Raw genomic sequence first — 15,642 nt, forward strand, 5'->3', positions numbered from 1 at the left:
AGCCGCTGTAATTTTGGCGCTATGGGACTACGATGAGTGGTTAAGCATGCCCGTCATTCGTCATCAACAAGGAGCTTCCGATGAAACTGTTCTATAAAGCCGGCGCCTGTTCGCTGTCCCCGCATATCGTGCTGCGTGAGGCAGGGCTGGATTTTACGGCGGAGAAGGTCGATCTGGCGCAGAAGAAGACCGAGAGCGGCGCCGATTACCTCGCCATCAACCCCAAGGGACAGGTACCGGCGCTGCTGCTGGATGACGGCAGCCTGCTGACCGAAGGCGTGGCGATCGTGCAATACCTGGCGGACCGCGTGCCCGATCGCAACCTGATCCCGGCGGCGGGCACCCTGTCGCGCTACCACGCGATCGAATGGCTGAACTACATCGCCACCGAACTGCACAAAGGGTTCAGCCCGCTGTTCAACCCGAAAACGCCCGAGGAATACCAAACCATCGCGCGCGCCAAGCTGGAGCAGCAGTTCAGCTATCTGGATTCGGTGCTGGCGAAGCAGCACTTCCTGTTGGGAAGCCGTTTCAGCGTAGCCGACGCCTACCTGTTCACCGTGTTGCGTTGGGCGTTCGCCCTGCAGTTCGACGTGCGCAAGCACGCCCATCTGGCGGCCTGGTTCGATCGCGTTGCGGCGCGCCCGGCGGTAGATGCGGCGCTGAACGCCGAAGGATTGAAGTAAAGTTTCAGCCCCGGCGGCTGTCGCCGGGGCTCGATGCACTTACAGCTTTACCGCTTTGAATTCGCTGAGCGGCTGCACGATCCGATCCTGCGCCGCCACCACCTGCAGTTCGTATTCGCCCATCTCCTGCGTGGTCAGCATCACCTCATACACGGCGGCGGTCACGTGCTCCAGCGCTTTGTCCAGCGCCTCGCCCTTCAGCAGATCCACCAGCAGCAGACCGCTGGTCAAATCACCGACGCCAACCGGTTGACGCGCGCCGAAGTCCACCAGCGGCCGGCTGATGTGCCAGGCCTCGTCCGCCGTCACCAGCAGCATTTCGAAGCAGTCGGCGTGATAGCCGGCGCGGGCCAGGTGCTTGACCAGCACCAGCCGCGGCCCCTTGGCGATCAGCACGCGGGCGGCCTGCACCGCGTCGGCCACGTTGGCGACGGCTATCTGGCTCAGCATCTCCAACTCCAGCAGGTTCGGCGCCACCATGTCGCTGCACGGCAGCGCCTGGCGGCAGTGAAACTCGGCCACGCCCGGCGCCACGATGCAGCCCTTTTCCGGATGCCCCATCACCGGATCGCAGAAATACCAGGCGTTCGGGTTCGCCTGCTTAACCTGACGCACGATCTCCAGAATATGATCGCCCTGCTCCGGCGAACCGATATAACCGCTCAGCACCGCATCACAGCGTTGCAGCTGCTCGATATTGGCAATACCCTGCGCGATCTCGGTCAGGTGGCTGGCCGGCATGACGCAGCCGGTCCACTGGCCGTATTGAGTATGGTTGGAGAACTGCACCGTGTTCAGCGGCCAGACATTGACGCCCATGCGGCGCATCGGGAATTCAGCCGCACTGTTGCCGGCGTGACCAAACACCACGTGCGACTGGATAGAAAGAATGTTTTTCATCGACAGAACTCGTTCGGAATACCGCAGCCGGGCGGCTGCGCAAAAATAAAGGGGCCACCAGGGCCCCTTACCGTCATTATTCGTTACTGCCAATCCACCAAGCAGTAGTGTTTCTTGCCGCGGCGCAGCAGCGTGTAGCGGCCGAACAGACGGTCCGCATCGCTGAAGCGGTATTCGGCATCCGATTGTTTCTCGCCGTTGATGGTCACCGCGTTGGAGCCGATCATGGTGCGCGCCTGGCCGCGTGACGGCACCAGTTCGGCATTCACCAGCGCCTGCTGCAGATCGGCGTCGCGCTCCAGTTTAATGGTCGGCATGCCGTCCTGCGCCAGCTGGGCGAAGTCCGCTTCGGTCATGTCGTGCAGCGCGCCGGAGAACAGGCTCTGAGTGATGCGCTTGGCGGCCGCCAGGCCTTCCGCACCGTGCACCATGCCGGTCACTTCTTCCGCCAGCACGTACTGGGCGCGCGGCGCCTTGCCGCTGTTCTTGTCTTCTTCCTCCAGCGCGTTGATGTCTTCCAGGCTCATGAAGGTGAAGAACTTCAGGAAACGGTAAACGTCGGCGTCGGCGGTGTTGATCCAGAACTGGTAGAACTTGTACGGGCTGGTTTTTTCCGGCGCCAGCCAGACCGCGCCGCCTTCGGTTTTACCGAACTTGGTGCCGTCTGCTTTGGTGATCAACGGCACGGTCAGGCCGAACACCTGCTTCTGGTGCTGACGACGCGTCAGATCGATGCCTGAGGTGATGTTGCCCCACTGATCGGAACCGCCGATCTGCAGCTCCACCTGGTGGCGGTTATACAGCTCGGAGAAATCGTAGCCCTGCAGCAGGTTATAAGAGAACTCGGTGAAGGAGATGCCGGAGTCGTCGCGATTCAGGCGCTGCTTGACCGCTTCCTTGTTGATCATCTGGTTGACGGAGAAGTGCTTGCCGATGTCACGCAGGAAGGTCAGCACGTTCATGCCGCCGAACCAGTCGTAGTTGTTGGCCGCGATAGCGCTGTTGCTGCCGCAGTCGAAATCGAGGAACGGGGAAACCTGCTTGCGGATCTTCTCGACCCACTCGTTCACCGTATCGGTGGTGTTCAGCTTGCGCTCCGCCGCTTTGAAGCTCGGATCGCCGATGAGGCCAGTGGCACCGCCCACCAGTGCTACCGGCTTGTGGCCGGCCAGCTGGAAGCGCTTCAGGCACAACAGAGGAACCAGATGGCCCAAATGCAAGCTGTCAGCGGTCGGATCGAAACCGCAATACAGTGCAATTGGCCCTTGCGCCAGTCGCTCCGCTAACGCTTCCTCATCCGTAACCTGGGCAACGAGGCCCCGCTCTTGCAGTTGTTTAATCAAGTTGCTGCTTGCCATCAATGACTCCATGTATAAACGAATGCACCTTTGCCGGTACACGGCCTTTCGCCCAGTGGCGAAATAAAAATTCAGGGTAGCGCATAGAATAAAGCGCCGGCGGCGTCAGCACCAGCGCTTAGAGGGGATTTTCCGTCTTCAGGGTGCCAGTCGGTCAATTTTCCAGTCATTCCCGTCCCGCTGATACAGGAAACGGTCATGCAGGCGATGGGCGCCGCCCTGCCAGAACTCGACGGAGTCAAATTTCACGCGGAATCCGCCCCAGAAACTCGGCAACGGCACCTCGCCCTGCTGGAACTTCTGCTTCAGCTCAAGGAATTTGCTTTCCAGCACGCCGCGCGCGGAAATGCGCGACGACTGCTGCGACACCCAGGCGCCGATCTGGCTGTCTTTCGGCCGGCTGTTGAAATACTTCAGCACTTCGAGGGTCGACAGGCGCTCCGCCTGGCCGAGGAAAATCACCTGGCGATCGAGCATGTGCCAGGGGAACAGCAGGCTGATATGCGGGTTGTGCGCCAGCTGCTGCGCCTTGCGGCTGCCGAGGTTGGTGTAGAACACCAGCCCCTGCTCATCGAAATGCTTCAGCAGCACGATGCGTTGATAAGGCTGGCCGTGTTCGTCGACGGTCGCGACGCACATGGCGGTGGGATCGGCCAGGCGCGCGTCGCAGGCCTGTTTCAACCAACGCTCGAACAGTTCGAGCGGGTTGGCGGTCAGATCGTTGCGGCGCAGGCCGCCTCGGGTGTATTCACGGCGCAGGTCCGCAACATCAAACTCACTCTTTTCAATCATCTGGGTTATCGACCAACTGAAAAAATCCGTCGTTACATTCTGCGCCTGCGGCGTCAGGAACTCAATCGCTCCGACGCCGCCGTCGACCTTCACTCCGTCAACACGCAGTCGCTCATGACTACCTTGCCGTTGCGCTCAAGATAGGCGTTACGGTCTTTCGACCAAAAAGTGTATTTGCCGTCGCTGTATTTGGCGCCGGTCAGCGCCAGCACCTGCTTGAGATGCAGCTGTTCGCCGTCCATCAGCAGGCTGACTTCGCTCGCCTTGCCGTCAAGCGCCACCGTCAGCGGCGTGGTGCCGCACTGGTAGTGCATCGTCTGGCTGCTTTGCGGCAGGATGTAGCTGCAGCCGGACAGCGCCAGCGCGCCGGCGACGAAAATGACTTTTTTCATGCTGTTGCTCCTTAGAAAAATCCTTCACAGGCTATCCTAACAGAGCTAACGGGCCCCCAATGGCAAAACCGGATAAATCCCACCCAACACCGTTTCACGGCTGGCGCCGGTCACCGAAGGCAGATTGCCGGCCTGGCCGGACAACGTGCGGAAGGCCAGCCAGGCAAAGGCCAGCGCCTCCATGTCGTCGCCGCTGACGCCAAAATCGTCGGTCAGCCCGACCTCCGTGCCCGGCAGCAGCGCCGACAGGCGCGCCATCAGCAGCGTGTTGCGCGCCCCGCCGCCGCAGACCAACAGGCGCTCGCACCCGCCGGCCAGCAATACCTGCTCGCTGATGCTGACCGCGGTCAGCTCCGTGAGCGTGGCCTGCACGTCGACCGGCGCAATCGCCGGCAATCCGGCCAGCTGCCGCTCCAGCCAGGCGATATTGAAATACTCGCGGCCGGTGCTTTTCGGCGCCGGCAGCGCGAAGTACGGATCCGCCAGCATCTGCTGCAACAGCGGCAAGCAGACTCGCCCCTGCATCGCCCAGCCGCCGTCCTGATCGTAAGGCTGCGCGCGGTGGCGCCATACCCAGGCGTCCATCAGCATGTTGCCCGGCCCGGTATCGAAACCGCGCACCGGCGTACCGGGCAACAGCAGAGAAAGGTTGGCGATGCCGCCGACGTTCAGCACCATGCGCCGCTCGACGGGATGCCCCAGCAGCGCCTGATGAAACGCCGGCACCAGCGGCGCGCCCTGCCCGCCGTAGGCCATGTCGCGCCGGCGGAAATCGCCGACGGTGGTGATATCGGTCAGCGCGGCGATGCGGTTGTTATCACCGAGCTGCATCGAGAAACGCGCGTCACCCTCCGGTTCGTGCCACACCGTCTGGCCGTGGCACCCGATGGCGGTGATCTGCTCCGCGTCGATGCCGGTTTGCTTCAGCAGGCCGAGCACCGCCTCGCCGAACAACGTGCCCAGCTGCGCGTCCAGCCGGCCGACGGCGGCCAGCGTGGTTTGCTGCCCCTGGCACATGCCCAGGATCTCTTTTTTCAACGCCATCGGCATCGGATGGCTATAGCTGGCCTGCTGCGCCACCATGCGATCGTCGATCGCGGCCAATACCACATCGATTCCGTCCAGACTGGTGCCGGACATGACGCCTATATAGCGGCCTGACTTCATAGCAACATCCTCTAACCCGCGCGGTAAGCAAAATTCATCCTGACAAATAAACCAGAATTGCCGGATTAACGCCATGAATTATGATGCTTTTTTTACGGTTCGTGAGCCAGATGCCCCCCGACGCCGCTGTGGCACGGGTTATGTGTTAAACCGTGCCATAACAGGCGACGGAATGTCGCCAAGGCTGTCATAAAGGTAAACCGCGGTTTATTATTGGTTGAACAGAGAAAAGTTAAGCTGCATGCAGCGATGAAGCATGGCGGTGTGTCAACTTTCAGCCATACTTTGTCTATCGTTTTCACTGAATCTTGCCTGGAGAGCATTGCCAGGTTATGGACTACTACCATCAGGAGTTTTGTATGATCAAGCGTCTTCTCGTCGTTGCCGTCGCCGCCGTTACGCTGGCCGGCTGTGCCAATGAATCCATGTCCGGTGATGTCTACTCGTCCTCGCAGGCCAAGCAGGTGCAGACCGTCACCTACGGGACGCTGGTTTCCGTGCGTCCGGTTAAAATTCAGGGCGGCGAAGGCTCCAACGCCATGGGGATGATCGGCGGCGCGGTGATTGGCGGGCTGTTGGGCAACACCGTTGGCGGCGGCACCGGTCGTACGCTGGCTACCGCGGCGGGCGCTATCGCCGGCGGCGCGGCAGGTAACAGCATCGGTGAAGTGGCCGGCCGTACCTCCGGCTACGAGCTGGAGATCAAAACCGATCAGAAAGAGAACATCGTGGTGGTGCAGAAAGCGGGCGACACCAAGTTCAGCCCTGGCCAGCGCGTGCGCATGGCGCGCATGGGCGACACCATCACCGTTTCCCCGCTGTAAGCCAGCCGGCGACAAGCGGCAAACCGGAGGCAATCGCCTCCGGTTTTATTTCTGATGCTGTGAAACTGTAATCGTAGAAAATAAGAATATTATTATTTGTTCTGCAGTTCGGTGATATTTTGTTCTAACTTGCCAATCAGCCCTACCAACAGATGCACTTCGTCGGCGGTAATGCCGCTTAAAATCTCACTGCGCGTAGACGTGATCACACTGTCCACTTCCCTGATGATCGGATCGGCCGCTTCGGTCAGCTTGATGCGCTTCGCGCGGCGATCGTTGGCACAGGTGTGACGCGTGATCAGCCCTTTCTCCTCCAGTTGGTCCAGCGTACGGACCAGTGACGGTTGCTCGATACCGATCGCCTTGGCCAGCTGGATTTGCGACTGCTCCGGCGGCAAGCGATTGATATTGTGCAACGTGACCCAATGCGTTTGGGTCAGCTCCAACGGCTTGAGCCGATGATCGATGAGCGCGCGCCACACACGAACTAATCGTGCTAAATCTGAACCTAATGTTGACTCCACTTCCCCCTCCTTATAATTAGCATGCTAACATTACCTCCCAGAGCTTAGACTATTTTGGGTAACTCACATTAAAAACACAAATGTATATAATGTATATTGTGGAAATAGCCACTATTTTTAGCCGCTATTGTTTAATCGTTATGCAAATATTCAACATATTCACCCTTAGGGATTGTTAATGTGAATACATCATGGTTACACACATCATCTCCCTTGCCCGATTTGGTCCTGGGAGCATCGCTTTATTTTCCACCTATATTTAAAGCTTTTTTACTAGGACTGCTCTTATGGCTGCTGATTCATCAGCTGCTGAGAGACTGGATGTATTCCGGTGAAATCTGGCATCCCATGTTGATGGATCTGTCCATTTTCGTTCTGACCGTCAGCGGTTCCTTATGGATTTTAGCGAGTTGGTAACCCATGCAGCATAAAACATTAAAATACTTCTCTACGGTGATCGTCTGCGCCATTGCCGTCTGCGCCGGTTGGTGGCTCTGGAATTATTATATGCAATCCCCATGGACCCGTGATGGAAAAGTGCGCGCCGAACTCGTCAATATCACCCCTGAAGTCTCTGGAAGATTAGAGAAAATAAGCGCGAATGACAATCAGTTCGTACCTGCGGGAAGTCTGATTTTTACCCTCGACCCGGTGCCCTACCAGATTGCGTTGGACAATGCCGAGGCCGCGGTGGCAAAAGCGCAATCCGATCTGGCCAAAGCGGACCACGAGGCTGCCCGCCGCCGCGGTTTAGCGCGTAACGTTATTTCCGCTGAAGATTTGGACGAGTCAAATTTAGCCGCGCAGGCAATGAAGGCCTCCTATAAAGCCGCCCTGGCCAATCTGGAACAGGCCAAATGGAATTTGAGCAAAACCAAAATTTACGCGCCAACCGACGGTTATATCACCAACCTGCAGACGCGGGTCGGGAACTACGCCAACGCCGGTACGCCGCTGGTGGCGTTGGTGGATGTGCATTCGTTTTATGTGCTCGGTTATTTCGAAGAAACCAAGCTGAAGCATATAAAAGAAGGCAATAAAGCGGACATCGTTTTATATAACGGCAACACGCCGCTACAGGGGGAAGTAGAGAGCATCGGCCGCGCCATTTACGATCAGAGCGTTGACAGCAGCAACGATCTATTAATGGACGTTAAGCCTAATGTTCCTTGGGTGCGTTTGGCTCAGCGCGTGCCGGTACGGATAAAATTGCTCAACGTGCCCGCCGATTTGACGCTGGTCGCCGGCACCACCTGCACCATTTCGATTCATCAGCGGAACTAAAGTGTGAACCTGCCTTTTTTGGAGTGGAGCCGCACCCCCTGGGGTAAGGCGACCGGCGGCCAATGGCGCTATGCGCTGCGCAACTCGCTCGCGATGTGTCTGGCGCTATGGGTAGCCTTCGTGCTCGAACTCGACGAACCCTATTGGGCGCTTACCTCCGCCGCGGTGGTGAGCTTCCCCACCATCGGCGGCGTGATCAGCAAAAGCATCGGCCGCATCTTCGGCAGCCTGGTGGGCGCCGCCGCGTCGGTGGCGATCGCCGGCCACTGCCTGAACGATCCCTGGCTGTTTACGCTGTTCATCGCCGCCTGGATCGGGCTGTGCACCTACGTCTCCAACCATTACCAAAACAACGTCTCTTACGCCTTCGCGCTGGCGGGCTATACCGCCGCCATCATCGCCTTCGGTACGGTCAACGTCACCGATACCCAGCAAATCTTCGATATCGCGCAGGCGCGGGTTTGCGAAGTGATCACCGGCATTCTGTGCGGCGGGTTGATGATGATGATCCTGCCCAGCACCTCGGACGGCGAAGCCCTGCTGACCTCGCTGCGGCGCATGCAGCTGCGCCTGCTGGAGCATGCCGCCATGCTGTGGCAGCCGGAGATCACCGCGCAGATGCGCACCTCGCACGAAGGGGTCATCGGCCAGATCCTGACCATGAACCTGCTGCGCATTCAGGCATTCTGGAGCCACTACCGGCTGCGGCGGCAAAATAACCTGCTCAACTATCTGCTGCACCAACAGCTGCGCATGACCAGCGTTATCTCCAGCCTGCGCCGCATGCTGCTGAACTGGCCGGATCGCCCCGCCAATCTGATGCCGGTGCTGACACAACTGCTGGACGAGTTGCGCGATCCCGCCACCGACAAATACCGTTTGGCGCGCCTGCTTCAGCAGATCGCCCCGCAAGAGGCTACGGACTACCGCCATCGCGCCTTCTGGCTGCGGCTGCGCGATTTCTGTTGGCTTTACCTGCGCTGCAACCGCTGGCTGCGGCGGTTGGAAAGCGCCACGGCGGTCAGCGACCTCCAACCGCCGCGCGTCACTGCGCTGGCGCGCCATACCGACAGCTACGAAGCCGCCTACAACGGCCTGCGCACCTTTTTGTGCATCGTGATCGGCTGCGCCTACTGGATCAACACGCAGTGGGACGCCGGCAGCGCGGCGCTGACGCTCACCGCCATCAGCTGCGTGCTCTACTCTTCCACGCCTTCGCCGATCAACAGCGTCAGCACCTTGCTCAAGGCGGTGCTGCTGCTCTCGGTCGCCTGCTTCGTGGTGAAATTCGGTTTGATGATCCAGATTGACGACTTCTGGGTGTTCTGCGCCTTCCTGTTCCCGATCCTGGTGACCATGCAGATGCTCAAGCTGCAGAATCCACCTTATGCCGCGCTCTGGGGGCAGTTGATCGTCTTTATGGGCTCGTTCCTGACCGTCAGCAATCCGCCGAGCTATGACTACCAGTCCTTTATCAATGACAACATCGCTAAAATCGTCGGCGTGCTCCTGGCCGGGCTGGCGTTTCAGATCCTGCGCCCCAGCTCGGACAAACGCAAAAGCCGCCGCATTATCCGCGCGCTGCGACGCGACTTTATCGATCAGTTGAGCAAACGGCCGCAGCAGAGCGAAAGCCAGTTCGAATCGCTGATCTACCATCGCATCAGCCAGCTTAATCAAAGTCAGGATCAGGACGCTCGCACCTGGCTGCTGCGCTGGGGCGTGGTGCTGCTCAACTGCAGCCATATCGTCTGGCAACTGCGCGACTGGCAAACCCGTTCCGATCCGCTCTCGGCGGTGCGCAACGTCTGTATCCACTGCCTGCGCGGCATCATGACGGAGAAAGGCGTGCAGCACAGTTCGCTGGACGCCACGCTGCAGGAGTTGCTGCGCATGAGCAACGCGCTGGCGCACCACCCGGAACAGGCGGCGCGCGATCTGGCCGGCCTGATCTGGCGGCTCTACTGCTCGCTGCAGCAGTTGCAACAGGCGATGGGCCAGCCCACCGCCGTACCGGCCGTTAGCGGCGGATAATCATTTGATCACACCGCAGGCGAAGCGTTCTCCGCCGCCGCCGAGCGGTTGTGGATGATCCGAATGGTTGTCGCCGCCGGCGTGCACCATCAGCGCTTTACCCTCAATGTCGCTGATTTTTTTCAGCCGCGGCGCCAACACCGGATAGTTCGCCATGCCGTCGGCGGTCACATAGATGGCCGGAAGGTCACCCAGGTGCCCGTCGGCATACGGCCCGAGGTGTTTTCCGGTCTTTTGCGGGTCGAAATGTCCGCCGGCCGCCAGCGCCGCCACCGCTTTGCCGTCCTTCATGCCCGGCTCGCAGCTGCCTTTCTCATGCACGTGGAAGCCGTGTACCCCGGCCGGCAATGCTTTCAGGCTCGGCGTGAAAAGCAGGCCATACGGCGTTTCGCTGATGGCCACCTTGCCGATGTCCTGACCGATCCCCTGCCCGGTCACCAGGTGCATCTCGACGTCGGTTGTCGCCGCCTGAGCCGCACCACACGCCATTAGGCCGAGCGCTGCATACCAATAACGTTTCATCAATCAGTCTCCTTAATGACTATATCGAGCTATCAGTATAGGAGAGCCTGCGCCGGCACTGTTAACCAACGCACAATCTCGCTAATTTGATTCGCGGGCCTAATATTTAACACTAATAATAATTCTACCGATGTTGGTCCTCTGACCAGCTGTCGTTCGGCTAACGTTGTTTCCCTGTTTCCACCGCCGACGCATGTGAGTCCACTTACAGGCCCGCGGCATACTTCATAAGGAACTGATATGGGCATCTTTAGCTATAAGGATCTGGACGAAAAGGCGTCGAAAGCGCTATTTTCCGACGCCTTGGCCATCTCTACCTACGCTTACCACAATATCGATAACGGCTTCGATGAAGGCTATCACCAGACCGGTTTCGGGCTGGGTCTGCCGCTGACGCTGGTCACTGCGCTCATCGGCAGCACCCAATCGCAGGGCGGCCTGCCCGGCATTCCCTGGAATCCCGATTCCGAACAGGCAGCGCAGCAGGCGGTGAATAACGCCGGCTGGTCGGTGATCAGCGCCGCACAGTTGGGTTACGCCGGCAAAACCGATGCGCGCGGCACCTACTACGGCGAGACCGCCGGTTACACCACCGCTCAGGCCGAGGTGCTGGGCAAATATGACAGCGAAGGCAATCTCACCGCCATTGGCATCTCATTTCGCGGCACCAGCGGCCCGCGCGAGTCGTTGATCGGCGATACCATCGGCGATGTGATTAACGATCTGCTGGCCGGCTTCGGGCCGAAAGGCTACGCCGACGGCTACACGCTGAAGGCCTTCGGCCAGTTGCTGGGCGACGTGGCGAAGTTCGCGCAGGCGCACGGGCTGAGCGGAGAAGACGTGGTGGTCAGCGGCCACAGCCTCGGCGGGCTGGCGGTCAACAGCATGGCGGCGCAGAGCGACGCCAACTGGGGCGGCTTTTACGCGCAGTCCAACTATGTCGCCTTCGCCTCGCCGACCCAGTACGAGGCCGGCGGCAAGGTGATCAACATCGGCTACGAGAACGATCCGGTGTTCCGCGCGCTCGACGGCACCACGCTGACCGGGGCGTCGTTAGGCGTACACGATGCGCCCCATGCCTCCGCCACCAACAATATCGTCAACTTCAACGACCACTACGCGTCGGACGCCTGGAACCTGCTGCCGTTTTCCATTCTCAACATTCCGACCTGGCTGTCGCACCTGCCGTTCTTCTATCAGGACGGTCTGATGCGGGTGCTGAACTCCGAGTTTTATTCGCTGACCGACAAAGACTCGACCATCATCGTCTCCAACCTGTCGAACGTGACGCGCGGCAATACCTGGGTGGAAGACCTGAACCGCAACGCGGAAACGCACAGCGGGCCGACGTTTATCATCGGCAGCGACGGCAATGATCTGATCAAGGGCGGCAAAGGCAACGACTATCTCGAGGGGCGCGACGGCGACGATGTCTTCCGCGATGCAGGCGGCTATAACCTGATCGCCGGCGGCAAAGGCCACAATATCTTCGATACCCAACAGGCGTTGAAAAACACCGAGGTCGCCTACGACGGCAACACGCTTTACCTGCGCGACGCCAAAGGCGGCATTACGCTGGCGGACGACATCAGCACCCTGCGCAGCAAAGAAACCTCGTGGCTTATCTTCAACAAACAGGTGGACCATCAGGTGACCGCCGCCGGATTGAAATCGGACTCTGGCCTCAAAGCCTATGCCGCCGCCACCGCCGGCGGCGACGGCGATGACGTCCTGCAGGCTCGCAGCCACGACGCCTGGCTGTTCGGCAACGCCGGCAACGACACCCTTAACGGCCATGCCGGCGGCAACCTGACCTTCGTCGGCGGCAGCGGCGATGACATCCTGAAGGGCGTCGGCAACGGCAATACCTTCCTGTTCAGCGGTGACTTTGGCCGCGATCAGCTGTATGGCTTCAACGCCACCGATAAGCTGGTGTTTGTCGGCACCGAAGGCGCCAGCGGGAATATCCGCGACTACGCCACGCAGCAAAACGACGATCTGGTGCTGGCCTTCGGCCACAGCCAGGTCACGCTGATCGGCGTCTCGCTCGATCACTTCAACACCGATCAGGTGGTGTTGGCCTAAAGATCGACGTAAAAAAGCCGGGTGCTTTCGCCGCCCGGCTTTGCTCTTTTTTACTCCGCCTTAAGGCACGTCATACCCCAGCGCCGCCTTGCGAATGCGGAACCACTGCTGGCGGTTCAGCACCAGTTTCTGCGCCTTCAGCGCCGAACGCACCCGCTCAATCTTGCCGGAACCGATAATCGGCAGCGGCGACGACGGCAGGCGCATCACCCAGGCGTACACCACCTGCTCGATGGTCTCGGCGCCGATTTCTTGCGCCACCCGCTGCAGCTCGTCGCGCAGCGGCTGGAACTCGGCGTCGTTGAACAGGCGCCCGCCGCCCAGGCAGGACCAGGCCATCGGCTTGATGCGCAGTTGCTGGCACTGGTCGAGCGTGCCGTCGAGAATAGCCGGTTGGTGAATCGGCGAGATCTCCACCTGATTGGTCGCCAGCGAGAACGGCAGGCGCGACTGCAGCAGCTGGAACTGCGCGGGCGTAAAGTTGGAGACGCCGAAATGGCGCACCTTGCCGCTTTTGTGCAGCGCAACAAAGGCTTCGGCCACGTCGTCGGCGTCCATCAACGGATCCGGCCGGTGGATCAGCAGCAGATCGAGGTAGTCGGTATGCAGATGGCGCAGCGATTGTTCCGCGCTCTGTACGATATGGTCGCGGTCGGTGATGTAGTGGCCGATCGGGTTGCCGGGCTTGGCGGTGGTGGCGATGCCGCATTTGCTCACCAGCTCCAGCGACTGGCGCAGCGCCGGCTTCAGGCGCAGCGCGTCGCCGAACGCCTGTTCGCAGGCATAGCCGCCATAGATATCGGCGTGATCGGCGGTGGTGACGCCCAGTTCGACATGCTGTTCGATGAACGTCAGCAGCTGCTGCGGCGACATGCCCCACTCCATCAACCGCCAGTAACCGCAAATCATGCGGGAAAATTCAGGCCCCTGCGGCGCGAGACGAATACGTTCTACCATTGCGAAAACCTCATGACATTAGTTGTCAGTCAGCATACACAAGCCGGTGAGGCACAGGGAAGCGGTAAGCCACACGAACGTGCGGCAGATCAGGAAAGGTTAAAACAGCGACGGCTGCTCCGGCAGCGGCTCGTCGGGCGCTTTATTGGCGCGCTGCAGGCGCAGGAAGCGCTGACGGCACAGGCGCAGCACCTCGCGCTTTTGCGCGTCGCTCATGTTCATCCAGCCAAAACGCTCCTCGCGGCTGCGCAGGCAGCCACGGCAGAATCCGCGATCGTCGGCCTGGCAAATGCCGCGACACGGGCTGGGAATGTCGAAAAACTCAAGCTGCTGCGCCACGGGGCTCCTCCTGCGTTCTCTTGCTAATTGAAGACGCCATCGCCGCCGCTGGCAAGTCCCTTTTCGCCATTGCGGCGAAAATAGTCGCGCAAATAGCGCAGCGCCTGGCGGCTTTTCTCCGGCACGTTGCGCTCGAGCGTCAGCGCGTGCAGCCGCAGCGGCGCCGGCCGCCACTCAGGCAACAGCAGCAACAGCTCGCCGCGCTGAAGCTCGTCGCCAATTTCATACAGCGGCTGAACGGAAATGCCCAGCCCGGCGCGGGTAAAGGCGCGCATCACGTTCATGCTCTCGCTGACGATCTGCCCTTCCGCCAGCCGCAGCTTAACCTGCTGGCCGGACTGGTGCAGCAAGTCCAGATGGGCCCCGTTGTAGCCGCTGGAGATCCAGCGGTGCTGCACCAAATCCTGCGGCTTTTCCGGCACCCCATGCTGGCTGAGATAACGCGGCGCGGCGCACAGCACCATCGGCCACGCCGTCAGCGGATGCGCGATCATATTGGCGTCCGCCAGTTGACGGTTGGCCCGCAGCGCGATGTCGACCCGCTGCTCTATCATATCGACGATGCGATCGTCCGCCAGCACCCGCAGCGTCAGCTTGGGGTGCGCCTGCAACAGCGGCGCCAGCGCCTCCGCAAGCGATCGGCCGCCGATGCCGACCGGAGTGGCGATGCGCAGCTCGCCCACCAGCGTATCCCGCAATTCCGCCAGCCGCTGCTCCGCCTGCTGCGCCTGTTGCAGCATCGCCTCGCAGCCGGGGTAAAACGCCGCCCCGGCCTCGGTCAGCGCCAGACGGCGGGTGGAGCGATGCAGCAACGGCACCCCAAGCGCCTTCTCCAGCGAGCGCATGTGCTGGCTGACCGCCGACGGCGTCATGCCCAGCCGCCGCGCCGCGCCGGCCAGCGATCCCTCCGCCACCACGGTGGCGAATACCGCCATTCGATTGAGTTTATCCACGATTATGAAGTTTTACTTAATCAAGAAAGCATGAATATGGCACTAATCACGGCTATTGTTAAGGACTAGAGTAAACACCACGCAGCAGGCACATCGGCCTGCGTCACGATACTGAACCTATCCCCGAAGGAGCATGCAGATGAAAGTAGCCATTATTGGAGCAACCGGTTTTGTTGGCCGCCGCGTGGTGGATGAAGCGCTGGCTCGCGGTATTCAGGTGACGGCAATCGCCCGCCAGAAAAAAGATTTGCCGGAGCACGCCAACCTGACCGTCGCGCTGGGCGACGTTGCCGATACCGCCTGGCTGGCGGGGCAATTGCGCGGTCAGGATGCGGCGATCAGCGCCTACAACCCCGGCTGGGGCGAAGACAACCTGTATGAAAAAACCCTCCGCGGCGCCCAACAGATCCTCACCGCGGTCGAACAGGCCGGCGTCAAGCGCCTGCTGGTGGTCGGCGGCGCCGGCAGCCTGGAAGTGGCGCCCGGCGTTGAACTGGTAGATACGCCGCAGTTCCCGGAAAATATCCGCCCCGGCGCGCAGGCAGTGCGCGATCTGCGCAACAAACTGCGCAATGAATCGGCGCTCGACTGGACCTATCTCTCGCCGGCCGCCCTGCTGGAGCCGGGCAAACGCACCGGCCAGTTCCGCCTCGGCACCACGCAACTGCTGATGAACGGCGAAGCGCCGGCCAGCATTTCGGTAGAAGACCTGGCGGTCGCTATCGTTGATGAAATTGAAAAGCCTCAGTTTATTCGCGCGCAATTCACCGCCGCCTACTAAACCGCCCCACCGCCAGGCCGCCCGGCCTGGCGTTTTCCGCGCAG

Annotated in this window: 17 protein-coding genes; 7 read left to right on the top strand and 10 right to left on the bottom strand. The window is 60.4% G+C overall.

Annotated features, from left to right (window positions below):
- The first annotated feature begins 80 nt into the window (after positions 1-80).
- Complete coding sequence (gstA, locus tag ACJ8IM_RS11940; RefSeq protein WP_033638396.1) at positions 81-686, top strand: glutathione transferase GstA; 606 nt, start codon at positions 81-83, stop codon at positions 684-686.
- Positions 687-725: 39 nt separating this feature from the next.
- Here gstA and pdxY read toward each other — a convergent pair whose 3' ends face one another.
- The 5 genes from pdxY to anmK all read right to left on the bottom strand — a co-directional run bounded on the left by pdxY (position 726) and on the right by anmK (position 5,295).
- Positions 726-1,586, bottom strand: a complete 861-nt coding sequence (gene pdxY, locus ACJ8IM_RS11945) for a pyridoxal kinase PdxY (RefSeq protein ID WP_033654768.1) — start codon at positions 1,584-1,586, stop codon at positions 726-728.
- A gap of 83 nt (positions 1,587-1,669) precedes the next feature.
- Positions 1,670-2,944: a tyrosine--tRNA ligase gene (gene tyrS, locus ACJ8IM_RS11950; protein WP_033648189.1), complete on the bottom strand. Its 1,275-nt coding sequence runs from the start codon at positions 2,942-2,944 to the stop codon at positions 1,670-1,672.
- A gap of 138 nt (positions 2,945-3,082) precedes the next feature.
- Positions 3,083-3,736 (bottom strand): pyridoxamine 5'-phosphate oxidase, encoded by a 654-nt coding sequence (gene pdxH / locus ACJ8IM_RS11955; protein ID WP_033648477.1) that lies wholly within the window; start codon positions 3,734-3,736, stop codon positions 3,083-3,085.
- An 89-nt stretch (positions 3,737-3,825) separates the two neighbouring features.
- On the bottom strand, positions 3,826-4,128 hold the full coding sequence (locus ACJ8IM_RS11960; protein ID WP_004931294.1) for an MliC family protein: 303 nt from the start codon (positions 4,126-4,128) through the stop codon (positions 3,826-3,828).
- Positions 4,129-4,173: 45 nt separating this feature from the next.
- Positions 4,174-5,295: an anhydro-N-acetylmuramic acid kinase gene (gene anmK, locus ACJ8IM_RS11965; RefSeq protein WP_033654769.1), complete on the bottom strand. Its 1,122-nt coding sequence runs from the start codon at positions 5,293-5,295 to the stop codon at positions 4,174-4,176.
- A 359-nt stretch (positions 5,296-5,654) separates the two neighbouring features.
- On the opposite strand from anmK, the gene ACJ8IM_RS11970 reads away from it, so the two are divergent.
- Positions 5,655-6,119, top strand: a complete 465-nt coding sequence (locus ACJ8IM_RS11970; RefSeq protein ID WP_028128178.1) for a glycine zipper 2TM domain-containing protein — start codon at positions 5,655-5,657, stop codon at positions 6,117-6,119.
- 92 nt (positions 6,120-6,211) lie between these two features.
- On the opposite strand, the gene slyA is transcribed toward ACJ8IM_RS11970, so the two are convergent.
- Positions 6,212-6,643 (bottom strand): transcriptional regulator SlyA, encoded by a 432-nt coding sequence (gene slyA / locus ACJ8IM_RS11975; protein ID WP_004931301.1) that lies wholly within the window; start codon positions 6,641-6,643, stop codon positions 6,212-6,214.
- A 180-nt stretch (positions 6,644-6,823) separates the two neighbouring features.
- Between slyA and ACJ8IM_RS11980 the strand changes: the two genes are divergently transcribed.
- Genes ACJ8IM_RS11980 through ACJ8IM_RS11990 form a run of 3 tightly spaced genes read left to right on the top strand, consistent with a single transcriptional unit; the run spans position 6,824 to position 9,961 of the window.
- Positions 6,824-7,060, top strand: a complete 237-nt coding sequence (locus tag ACJ8IM_RS11980) for a DUF1656 domain-containing protein (protein WP_049234481.1) — start codon at positions 6,824-6,826, stop codon at positions 7,058-7,060.
- A 3-nt stretch (positions 7,061-7,063) separates the two neighbouring features.
- Entirely contained in the window at positions 7,064-7,927 is an 864-nt protein-coding gene (locus ACJ8IM_RS11985) for an efflux RND transporter periplasmic adaptor subunit (RefSeq protein ID WP_033654770.1), read from the top strand.
- 3 nt (positions 7,928-7,930) lie between these two features.
- Complete coding sequence (locus ACJ8IM_RS11990) at positions 7,931-9,961, top strand: FUSC family protein (protein WP_033654771.1); 2,031 nt, start codon at positions 7,931-7,933, stop codon at positions 9,959-9,961.
- Here ACJ8IM_RS11990 and sodC read toward each other — a convergent pair whose 3' ends face one another.
- Positions 9,962-10,483 carry a superoxide dismutase family protein gene (sodC, locus tag ACJ8IM_RS11995; protein WP_033648185.1) on the bottom strand — a complete coding sequence of 174 codons (522 nt, stop codon included), beginning with the start codon at positions 10,481-10,483 and terminating at the stop codon, positions 9,962-9,964.
- Positions 10,484-10,723: 240 nt separating this feature from the next.
- On the opposite strand from sodC, the gene ACJ8IM_RS12000 reads away from it, so the two are divergent.
- A complete protein-coding gene (locus ACJ8IM_RS12000; RefSeq protein WP_033654772.1) occupies positions 10,724-12,568 on the top strand; it encodes a polyurethane esterase in 1,845 nt (614 codons plus the stop codon).
- A 60-nt stretch (positions 12,569-12,628) separates the two neighbouring features.
- Here ACJ8IM_RS12000 and ACJ8IM_RS12005 read toward each other — a convergent pair whose 3' ends face one another.
- From ACJ8IM_RS12005 to ACJ8IM_RS12015, 3 genes are all read right to left on the bottom strand, one after another.
- On the bottom strand, positions 12,629-13,525 hold the full coding sequence (locus tag ACJ8IM_RS12005; protein WP_033638383.1) for an aldo/keto reductase: 897 nt from the start codon (positions 13,523-13,525) through the stop codon (positions 12,629-12,631).
- Positions 13,526-13,624: 99 nt separating this feature from the next.
- Positions 13,625-13,864 (bottom strand): DUF1289 domain-containing protein, encoded by a 240-nt coding sequence (locus ACJ8IM_RS12010; protein WP_015377731.1) that lies wholly within the window; start codon positions 13,862-13,864, stop codon positions 13,625-13,627.
- Positions 13,865-13,887: 23 nt separating this feature from the next.
- Positions 13,888-14,817, bottom strand: a complete 930-nt coding sequence (locus tag ACJ8IM_RS12015) for a LysR substrate-binding domain-containing protein (protein WP_188239961.1) — start codon at positions 14,815-14,817, stop codon at positions 13,888-13,890.
- Positions 14,818-14,956: 139 nt separating this feature from the next.
- Between ACJ8IM_RS12015 and ACJ8IM_RS12020 the strand changes: the two genes are divergently transcribed.
- A complete protein-coding gene (locus ACJ8IM_RS12020; protein WP_033648179.1) occupies positions 14,957-15,598 on the top strand; it encodes an NAD(P)-dependent oxidoreductase in 642 nt (213 codons plus the stop codon).
- The last annotated feature ends 44 nt before the right edge of the window (positions 15,599-15,642 follow it).

It is taken from the genome of Serratia sp. CY33525, from assembly GCF_052169115.1.
Taxonomy (GTDB): Bacteria; Pseudomonadota; Gammaproteobacteria; order Enterobacterales; family Enterobacteriaceae; genus Serratia; species Serratia sarumanii.

Excerpts from the sequence above, each read along its gene's own strand:
- gstA (WP_033638396.1), top strand. The coding sequence starts at position 81 with ATGAAACTGTTCTATAAAGCCGGCGCCTGTTCGCTGTCCCCGCATATC.
- tyrS (WP_033648189.1), bottom strand. The coding sequence starts at position 2,944 with ATGGCAAGCAGCAACTTGATTAAACAACTGCAAGAGCGGGGCCTCGTT.
- ACJ8IM_RS12020 (WP_033648179.1), top strand. The coding sequence starts at position 14,957 with ATGAAAGTAGCCATTATTGGAGCAACCGGTTTTGTTGGCCGCCGCGTG.
- ACJ8IM_RS11970 (WP_028128178.1), top strand. The coding sequence starts at position 5,655 with ATGATCAAGCGTCTTCTCGTCGTTGCCGTCGCCGCCGTTACGCTGGCC.
- anmK (WP_033654769.1), bottom strand. The coding sequence starts at position 5,295 with ATGAAGTCAGGCCGCTATATAGGCGTCATGTCCGGCACCAGTCTGGAC.
- ACJ8IM_RS11960 (WP_004931294.1), bottom strand. The coding sequence starts at position 4,128 with ATGAAAAAAGTCATTTTCGTCGCCGGCGCGCTGGCGCTGTCCGGCTGC.
- sodC (WP_033648185.1), bottom strand. The coding sequence starts at position 10,483 with ATGAAACGTTATTGGTATGCAGCGCTCGGCCTAATGGCGTGTGGTGCG.
- pdxY (WP_033654768.1), bottom strand. The coding sequence starts at position 1,586 with ATGAAAAACATTCTTTCTATCCAGTCGCACGTGGTGTTTGGTCACGCC.
- pdxH (WP_033648477.1), bottom strand. The coding sequence starts at position 3,736 with ATGATTGAAAAGAGTGAGTTTGATGTTGCGGACCTGCGCCGTGAATAC.
- ACJ8IM_RS12000 (WP_033654772.1), top strand. The coding sequence starts at position 10,724 with ATGGGCATCTTTAGCTATAAGGATCTGGACGAAAAGGCGTCGAAAGCG.
- ACJ8IM_RS11985 (WP_033654770.1), top strand. The coding sequence starts at position 7,064 with ATGCAGCATAAAACATTAAAATACTTCTCTACGGTGATCGTCTGCGCC.
- ACJ8IM_RS12005 (WP_033638383.1), bottom strand. The coding sequence starts at position 13,525 with ATGGTAGAACGTATTCGTCTCGCGCCGCAGGGGCCTGAATTTTCCCGC.